This is a genomic window from Aurantimonas sp. E1-2-R+4, from assembly GCF_036549515.1.
Lineage (GTDB): Bacteria > Pseudomonadota > Alphaproteobacteria > Rhizobiales > Rhizobiaceae > Aurantimonas > Aurantimonas coralicida_A.
In genome coordinates this window covers 25,176-31,371 of the sequence record NZ_JAZHLK010000043.1, presented here as the reverse complement: position 1 = coordinate 31,371, position 6,196 = coordinate 25,176, and the positions used below count along the sequence as shown (strand labels likewise).

Annotated in this window: 8 protein-coding genes; 6 read left to right on the top strand and 2 right to left on the bottom strand. The window is 60.5% G+C overall.

Features of this window, described 5'->3' with window-relative positions:
* Positions 1–283: 283 nt before the first annotated feature.
* Genes VQ045_RS16945 through VQ045_RS16925 form a run of 5 tightly spaced genes read left to right on the top strand, consistent with a single transcriptional unit; the run spans position 284 to position 3,567 of the window.
* Positions 284–862, top strand: coding sequence for a head-tail connector protein (locus VQ045_RS16945; protein WP_331830943.1), 579 nt, complete (start codon positions 284–286; stop codon positions 860–862).
* Positions 862–1,272, top strand: coding sequence for a hypothetical protein (locus VQ045_RS16940; RefSeq protein ID WP_331830941.1), 411 nt, complete (start codon positions 862–864; stop codon positions 1,270–1,272). Before VQ045_RS16945 ends, VQ045_RS16940 begins: the two co-directional genes overlap by 1 nt.
* 50 nt (positions 1,273–1,322) lie before the next feature.
* Entirely contained in the window at positions 1,323–1,685 is a 363-nt protein-coding gene (locus VQ045_RS16935) for a phage terminase small subunit P27 family (RefSeq protein WP_331830940.1), read from the top strand.
* Positions 1,645–3,264 carry a terminase large subunit gene (locus tag VQ045_RS16930; RefSeq protein WP_442879892.1) on the top strand — a complete coding sequence of 540 codons (1,620 nt, stop codon included), beginning with the start codon at positions 1,645–1,647 and terminating at the stop codon, positions 3,262–3,264. Before VQ045_RS16935 ends, VQ045_RS16930 begins: the two co-directional genes overlap by 41 nt.
* Before the next feature lie 36 nt (positions 3,265–3,300).
* Positions 3,301–3,567, top strand: coding sequence for a hypothetical protein (locus VQ045_RS16925; protein ID WP_331830939.1), 267 nt, complete (start codon positions 3,301–3,303; stop codon positions 3,565–3,567).
* A 197-nt stretch (positions 3,568–3,764) separates the two neighbouring features.
* On the opposite strand, the gene VQ045_RS16920 is transcribed toward VQ045_RS16925, so the two are convergent.
* Positions 3,765–4,334, bottom strand: coding sequence for a hypothetical protein (locus VQ045_RS16920; RefSeq protein WP_331830938.1), 570 nt, complete (start codon positions 4,332–4,334; stop codon positions 3,765–3,767).
* A 447-nt stretch (positions 4,335–4,781) separates the two neighbouring features.
* Here VQ045_RS16920 and VQ045_RS16915 point away from each other — a divergent pair, with 447 nt between their 5' ends.
* A complete protein-coding gene (locus VQ045_RS16915) occupies positions 4,782–5,318 on the top strand; it encodes a hypothetical protein (protein ID WP_331830937.1) in 537 nt (178 codons plus the stop codon).
* A gap of 349 nt (positions 5,319–5,667) precedes the next feature.
* Here VQ045_RS16915 and VQ045_RS16910 read toward each other — a convergent pair whose 3' ends face one another.
* A complete protein-coding gene (locus VQ045_RS16910) occupies positions 5,668–6,120 on the bottom strand; it encodes a MarR family winged helix-turn-helix transcriptional regulator (protein ID WP_331830936.1) in 453 nt (150 codons plus the stop codon).
* Between the last annotated feature and the right edge of the window lie 76 nt (positions 6,121–6,196).

Here is a 6,196-nt window from a genome sequence, read left to right as displayed (position 1 = left end):
GGCCTCGCAGTTTGTTACCATCGTCGATGGCGATGACGGCCTGCTCTACACCATCGGCGTGGACGCGGTTCGCAGGCCAGATCACGAGATGCCACGCCGCACCGCAGCTTGATACTGGGCGTGGTTGTGTGTCGCAGCCGCAACACAACCTCCGGGGGTGGTCGTCGACTTTGGCCGGGTGGCCTCGCACCGACGTCCCCCCATCGCGCACGACACGGCCGAATTGGGACGTCGCAAAAGGCTGACGCCCCTTACCCAATAGCACTACTAAGGAAACAATTAAATGTCTCTGATTCGCGTAACTGGACCGGCGGCGGAAGTCCTTCCGACCGTCGATTTCAAGCAGCACTCTCGAATCGATTACAGCGATGAAGATGCGCTAATTGCGTCATATATCAACGCCGCCGTGAGCCGCTTCGATGGCCCCTTCGGATTGCTGGGGCGCTGCCTCATTACACAGACCTGGCGGCTGTCGCTCGACGCCTTTCCGACGCGGATCATGATCCCAACGTCGCCGGTCCAGTCCGTGACCTCCATCAAGTATTTCGACGCGAGCGGGACGGAGCAGTTACTTTCGGGATTCCGCACTTACGGGATCGGAGGGCTTGAGCGCCCGTTCATCCTCCCGGCGGAAGGCGAATCCTGGCCGCATCTTGACGGCCGTCCAGACGCCGTGACGGTCGAATTTGTCGCCGGCTATGGCGCCGCGCCTGAAGATGTCCCCGCCGACCTCATCAATGCGATCCGTCGAACGGTGGCGCACTACTTCGAAAATCGGGAATCCGTCGTGATCGGCGACAGGTTTGATGAGTTGCCCGACGTTTCTGCGGCGATCAACGCGCACCGACTGTGGAGCTTCTGATGGCCGACCAGATCAAGATTATGGGGCTGTCGATTGTCGACCAGCGCCCGAACAAAGCCGGCAACACCATCGTCGCATTCTTCGACTGCGAGGCTCGCGGCATGGCGTTACGCCATTGCGCGCTGATGCGCACGGTGAAGGGTGGGCTCGTGGCCAGCCCGCCGCGAGTGGAGCTAACCAGCGGGCGCTGCAACGGCATCTGGATTGTCGACAGCGCTCTTCAGCACGCTGTCATGATGGCGGCCCGTGCCGTCTATCTGGCGATGGGCGGGACGAAGGCGGAGTGGCTAAAACACGAGGACTGGAGGGCTCTCCCGGACGACGTAGAAGGCGAGGACGACTTGTCCGGCCTTCGGCGGGTTCTCGGCGCCGATGCGATCGACGAGACGCTGAGGTACGCAGGCTTATGAGTCACCACACACGCGGCCGGAAGGCCGAGCCGAAACCGATCGGCGATGCCGTGCGCAAGGTTCCGAAACCGCCGGATGAAATGAGCACTGAGGCCAAAGCCGAATGGAAGCGCGTCATGCCGGTTCTGGTCGAGCGGCGTGTTCTATCGCCAGCGGACATCGGAGCCGTTGAACGTTTCTGCGAAGCGTCGGGCGACATTCGTATTGCGCGCGCGTCCATCGCAAAAGATGGCGCCTATGTCGAAAATCGGCTGGGCGAACTGAAACGTCATCCCGCCTTTGCCACTTTACGCGAGTCCACGGCCGAAGCCCGCCGCTGGGCCGCCGAGTTGGGGCTTACCCCCGCCAGCCGCTCCAGAGTCGGCTCGTCCGATGATGGAGAAGACAGTGCCGGCACCGCAATGGATCTTTGACGACTCGCCAATTGACGATCCGCTTGGCTACGGCCAGCGGGCCGTCGACTTCCTGCGGATGCTCAAGCACCCGAAATCCAGCTTGCCGAACCAGGCGTTTCAACTCGATCCTTGGGTGGAGCGCCTGGTGCGGCGCATTTACGGCCCTCGGGATGATGACGGACAGCGGACCGTGCGGACCGTGTTCGCCATGATCCCGAGAGGTGCGCGGAAAACTTCCATCGGCGCAGCGCTGGCGTGCCTTCACACCTTCGGCCCTGAGCGTGTACCGCACGGCCAGGTGGTCTCGGCTGCGGCCGATATGAAGCAGGCGCGCATTGCTTATGACGAGGCATTCGGAATCGTTCAGGCCGACAAGAGCGTCGCCAGTCGCCTGAAGCTGCGGCCCGGCACCTACAAAATCCAGCACCCGCGCAAAGGCGCGACGTATGAGGCTATCTCGTCGGACGGCGCGACGCAGCACGGCCGGAGCGTGAATTTCCTGCTGAGCGACGAAATTCACGCTTGGAAGAAACGCGATCTATGGGAAGCCCTGCGCACCAGCCTGGCTAAGACCGCCCAATCGCTGCACGTCATCACGACGACCGCCGGTCGCGGGCAGGAAAACCTTGCGTTTGATACATACGATTACGCCAGGCGGGTCGCGAAGGGCGAAATCGACGATCCGTCATTCCTGCCGGTGCTGTTCGAGCCCTCACCGGATGCCGACTGGCGCGACGAAGCCATGTGGCATGAGGTGAACCCCGGACTGTCGCTCGGCTACCCCGACCTGAAGGGGCTGCGGGCGATGGCCCGTGAAGCCGAAAATCGGCCGTCAGAGCGGGAAAGTTTCCGGCAGTACCACTGCAACTTTTGGCTCGACCACAGCGCCACACCCTTCGTCGACATGGCCACATATGATGCCGGGGCCGACCCCATCGACCTTGCGGCCCTGCGGGGCCAGCCGTGTTGGCTCGGCGTCGACCTCAGTTCCTCGGGCGACTTGACGGTAATCGTTGCCGCATTTCGTGATGGTGATGGCTACATCGTGGTGGCCTGGTTTTTCTGCCCGCAGGAGAATTTGCGCCAGCGGCAGGATCAGGCCGGGGCACCATATGTGCGGTGGGCCGATGAATCGCTGATAACGGCCACGCCGGGCAACGTGGTCGACTTCCGGGCTGTCGAGGACAAGATCCGCGAGCTATGCGACCGGTTCGATGTTCGCGAGATTGCCTTCGATCCGGCGCTGGCGCGGAACACGTTGAACAACCTTCTGGAGGACGGTTACCCGGCGATCGAACACCGGCAGGGCAGCTTGTCCATGATGCCTGCGATTGCCGAACTTGAACGGGCGATTGTCGCCAAGCGGTTCAAGCATGGCGGGCACGAAATCCTCCGCTTCTGCTTCGCCAACGTCGAAGTCGAGACGAACAGCCACGGCCACAAGGTCCGGCTGCACAAGGGAAACCGTCATCTTTCGATAGATGGCGCTATCGCCGCGGCTATGGCGGTCAATCGTGCGGCTGCGGGCGGTAGTGCCGAGGCGGGCAGTCTTTATGACGACCCGAACTGGCAGACGGCGGTGGCGGCGTTTGGGTGACAATGTGTTATTTTGCGAGAATGTCGGGAGGGAACCATGAAGGAAGTTTGGATCAGACTATTATCCCGTGACGGCGGGCGGGTGGAAGACATGCAACATGATGTCGACCTTGCAGAGTTTGGCGGCACCGTGCCTGCTGTCGGGGATCGGATCGTAGAAATGTTAAAGGGCGACAGCCGGGCGTATCGTGTTGTAGAGCGTCTTTTTGAAACCGGCTCGCGCGAGCCCTATATCAATCTGATCCTGGAGCGGGCGGATTTGGCGGACATCCGGCATTTGCCACGCTTCGCATCGGACCGTTGAGAGGAATATAGCGATCTCCCTTGAAATTGGGGGAGTTTTCGATTATGTAGGGCCTACAAGGATGCCAGATCGACTGAAAGGCTCCTTCCGCTGCTTAAGGCAGTCCAACCGGGACGGTGGATAAAGGCGAAAGCCCGAAGAGAGTGTCGAGATTGCCAAGGGACCGCTCGCAAGAGCTGGTCCCTTTGGTTTTACAGCTATCGGAATTTCAATTTTTTGCCCTTAAGTGCGGCATCGATCGCAGCGCCAGCTTTCACCCTTTGGCCGACGCTCGGCTGCGGTGCATGATAAGCGCTTTCCACCCGCATGACGAGGCTGTGTCTGATGCCGCTCAGCTTTCCGCGCTCCTTCTTCAGGGTGAAGAAGGCTGTGTAGGCGAGCCCATCAATGATCGTTGTAGCGTTGTAAACTCCGAAATTGCGGTCGGCCGGCGTCCAATAAAGCCGGTGATTAGAAAGGTCTGCCAGAAACGCGGGCAGCACTCTAGACTCCTCAAATCGAACGATGTTGAAGACCCTTGGGCGGATGCCATCCATGATCAACATAGGCGCATCGACGTGACGAACGGGATCGTAGCTCTCGTTCCAGCAATGTGACAGATAGATGACCTTGATGCCGATCACATCGTCGCGCGGCATTGGCACCAGGATCACGTGTGGCGCGAGATGCGGCACATGGATTAGCTGATGATCTATTTGTTTGAAGACAGCGGCGCTTCCGTCGTCGGCGGTTAAGCTACCGTTCGCGTTGATGGTGAATCTAGGCAATTTCAGTTCGTCGCTCAGAGTCGGCCACCTACCCTAAAGGAGAAAGCAAAGCATGGACAGTTTGGGGCCGGATGGCCGATGCAGATTAAATCATATCCAAATATCCGAGATCGGATATTTGGGGGCGGGCGTCCCGCTCTTGCTGGCGGTATCGGACGTAAACGCAAATTTTGCGTTTACGTTGCCGCAGTCGATTCATGTCGTTGCGGTGACGGTTATCGCAGCGATGTAGCAAATATACGGTATGGCTGCGCAAGACAATAGCAACATTCCAATATACCAGATTACCAATTCCGCTGTACCATTTTACCAATTTACCATTTTACTTCGTACGGGCGATCAGGGCAGGTTTCGTCCCGTATTCTTTCTTTCGGGACCGGGTTGACAGGCCTTCAACTACATGCATACGTCCTCCATGGCCGTGACGACCCTGAAAGGACGAGAAAGATGAGCCTACAAACCAGCGACTTCACTGACCCGATGTTTGATCTGATCTGCCGCTACCGGGCGACCTCGGCGGCTTATGAGGCGGCATCGGAGGCGGCCCCAGGGCGGGGATTGAGCGACGACGAATGCGCTGCGCTCAGGGCCCGAACGTTCGGGCCGCTCTACGACGAACTGCGCGACAGTCCGCCCCCGATTCGCAGCAATCACGGCGCCGTTGAGGCCATCCGAACGGTCCTCGATGAATCCGGCATTGACGATCTGTTCGACCTCGCGTTGATCGAAGAGGTTATCGACTATTTGCAGGCGGCAACCGCCCGCTACGACGGGCCGGGCCTGTACGAGTTCACCGGCGGGCGTTTTATTTACCTCGACCCCGTGCCAGAGCCCTATGTGCGCGTGTGGGACGATTTTTTGGTTTTGTCTTACACCGACGAACAGCGCGCCCGTCCGAAGCGGCGGGGCGTCTTCTGGGGGGCGTGCGACACGCTTGAGCGCAGTATCGTCCGAAAAATCGAGGCGTCACAACCGCCAACCTGATCGGCTGCCCCGCGCCACCACAGGGGAGCCGACAGCGCCGCTGGGCACCACGACCAGCAGTGCGCCGGGCACCATCCCGAAGCTGGTGCTGTTAGCGCCTCGTCATCGAAAGGTGGCGGGGCGCTTTTCATTAGCTGGTACAACAAACGGTACGACTCGACCGCTCCTCGCCTTACAATCCTAGGCGATCGGTCCAGTCGATCATCGGCGCGACGGCAAAGCGGCGGTCGACGCCATCTGAATTTAGGAGCGGCTGCATCCCCGTTAGGTAGCGATTGGCGCTCGGCCTGCCAAGTCGCGACGCATCGACGGGGACATCGACGCGAGATTGGGGGACCCGCGGTTGCCGCTATTCCTGGTCGAGGGCGCGATCGAGACCGGCCAGCCCTCGTTCGAGCCCCGCGAGTTCGTCCTCGCTCAATTCGCTCAGCACCTGGTTTTCGGCCTCCTCGACCTTGGGGACGAGCGCCAGGTAGGCGAGCCTGCCCGCCTCGGTCAGGGTCAGATATTCGAAACGCCGGTCGGCCGTCGCCCGACTGCGGCCCAGCCAACCGCGCCGGTCGAGAGACGACACGGCCCGGCTGACCTTGGTCTTGTCCATCGCCGTCGTCTCGACGATGTAAGAGGAGGTGAATGCCTTACCGCCAGCGGCGCCGAGAATGATCAGCACGCTGAACTCCGGGGCCGTAAGGCCGTGCTCATCCCTGTGAACCTGGGCGGTGATCCGGCCAAGCGCGGTCGCCGCCCGGATTAGCCGGTTGGTAAGAAAAAGGGTTCGGCCCTCGGTCTTGTTCGCGCTCATCAATCGTTGCCCTACACTTGGAGAGTTCGACGTCATCTCCGGCTTGCCGCGATCGGCCCGCCTTGGCCGAGAGCCG